Here is a 1897-nt window from a genome sequence, read left to right as displayed (position 1 = left end):
CGGGCGTCGACGAGAACGACGCCCTGGGCGAGCTGTTGCCCATCGCGTCGGGTGGATTGCTGATCATCTTCGCCGCCTGGTGGATCTACCGTCTTCGGCAAGTAAATGGGGAGTAAGGGTGCTTGAGCAACATCAGTTCTCCATATCTTTGACATGGTTGACCGTCTGTTTGCGTGAGCGCCGCCACCGTGCCCTACCCCTGGCCGGGCACCCCCGGCAGACCGACTGAAGCCACAGACTCCAGGACGCCGGCGCCGGGCTTCTTTACTCGGCGCGGCTGGTACGACCCAGACGCCCTCCCGGTCTTCAACCGCCGTCAGCGCGGCGACCGTTACTGGTTCGCGCACGGATGGAACTGGCTGGGCTTGACCGCATGATGGGTATCCGCCGTCATCGGCGCCTTCCAGCGCGGTTGAGGTGTTCGCGCGGGGCTTCGGCGGCCGGTTGCTCGCGGTGACGTCTCCCATCGTTTCCCGGGATCCGGCAAAGCGCCCGGCGGGTGCCGGTCACCCGGTGGTCACCAGGTGACACTTCGGCAACAACGTCTTGGTGCAGGCCATGATCTTCAGGAGGCAACCGGCGTTTCCTGACCGCGTCGCAGGGCGAAGTCGTCTACGCCGACGGCTCGGGGCTCTGAGGCGGTCGTCCATCACACGCCGCAGGAGCGTGGTGCGACTGGTGGTGATTCCCATGATCTGGGCGAGACGGGCGCCGGCCCGGCCGGCCAGGGCCAGACCGATCGCGCCCATGGCATGTCGCAGCCGCTCGGTGACCCCACCATGGCGGCGGGTGAGCCCCGGCACCTGCTCCACTAAGGTCCGCCGGCTGCACGTCGCGGTCGTGCAGAGGAACCGCCGGACCCGCAAGGCGAGTTCCGCTATCCGCCCGACGGTAGGCAAGTCTGCCGGAAACCGCAGGTAGGAGCTGTGGACCCGCTTCGTCCGGTGGCTGCAATCGGGACAGATGGCATCGGCGGGGGTGCAGCGGACCTCGATGCGTATCGCCTCGCCGTCCGTATGCACGGCCACGACCGTGAAACCGGGGATAGACCAGAACAGCAGAGCGTGCAACCGCGACAACATCTCGTTCACGGCAACCGAATGTCAGCCGCACCCCTCCCACGAGGAGCGATTTCAAGGCGAGTCCACTCCACCCCAAACCTGCTCAAAAATCACGTTGAGTAGCCGCACGCCGGCTCCCTTCTGGCTCTGACGTCGGTCAGTGGACTCAGCATGTCGGCTTCCAGTGGCCCCAGTGGGTGAAGATCCTGTGCCACCTGGACGCCGTGAAGTGGCCCCGGGGATTGGCTTGGGCTGAGACCACTTGAGGTACTGAGCAGGCTGTCAGTGGGAGTCGATAGTGTCTGGGCCCATGAATGATCAACGACCTGAAGTGATTGTCCGCAAGGCAGAGCATGCGGATGTCGACGGTCTTGTGGCCTGCAGTCGTGCCTTGTTCGCGGAGGACGCCGGGACCCGTGACCCGAGCATCAACGTCGACTGGCCGCGCGAGCACGGCCCTCAGCGTTTCACTGCCGGCGTAGAGGATCCCAGCCGGTTACTTCTCGTTGCTGAACGAGACGGAGAGGTCGTGGGCCACCTCACGGGCGTGGTGACCGAGTCGTCTGCGATGAAGCCGGTGAGGGTCGCTTCGCTGGTGAGCATGTATGTCCAGCCCGCATATCGCCGTGGGCAGATCGGCGGGCGTCTGATCGGGGAGTTCAAGGACTGGGCGAAGGGAAAGGGAGCACACCTGGCGGAGGTGACGGCGTATGCGAGCAACTCCGAGGCGATCCGGTTCTATGAGCGCAGCGGTTTCACTTCCAAATCGGTGACCTTGGAAGTGACGCTGTAGGCGTTGCACCACGCCGTCGGCCGCCGCACCGTCGTGCGGCGGC

Annotated in this window: 2 protein-coding genes; one reads left to right on the top strand and one right to left on the bottom strand. The window is 65.2% G+C overall.

Features of this window, described 5'->3' with window-relative positions:
* Positions 1-506 precede the first annotated feature (506 nt).
* Positions 507-1082, bottom strand: a complete 576-nt coding sequence (locus ACWDR3_RS47725; RefSeq protein WP_450358943.1) for a transposase family protein — start codon at positions 1080-1082, stop codon at positions 507-509.
* Positions 1083-1371: 289 nt separating this feature from the next.
* Here ACWDR3_RS47725 and ACWDR3_RS47720 point away from each other — a divergent pair, with 289 nt between their 5' ends.
* Positions 1372-1854, top strand: coding sequence for an N-acetyltransferase family protein (locus ACWDR3_RS47720; protein WP_450358942.1), 483 nt, complete (start codon positions 1372-1374; stop codon positions 1852-1854).
* The last annotated feature ends 43 nt before the right edge of the window (positions 1855-1897 follow it).

This window comes from Streptomyces sp. NPDC001002, from assembly GCF_053599215.1.
Note: the sequence above shows the minus strand (reverse complement) of the source record. Positions and strands in the feature narration are given on the sequence as shown.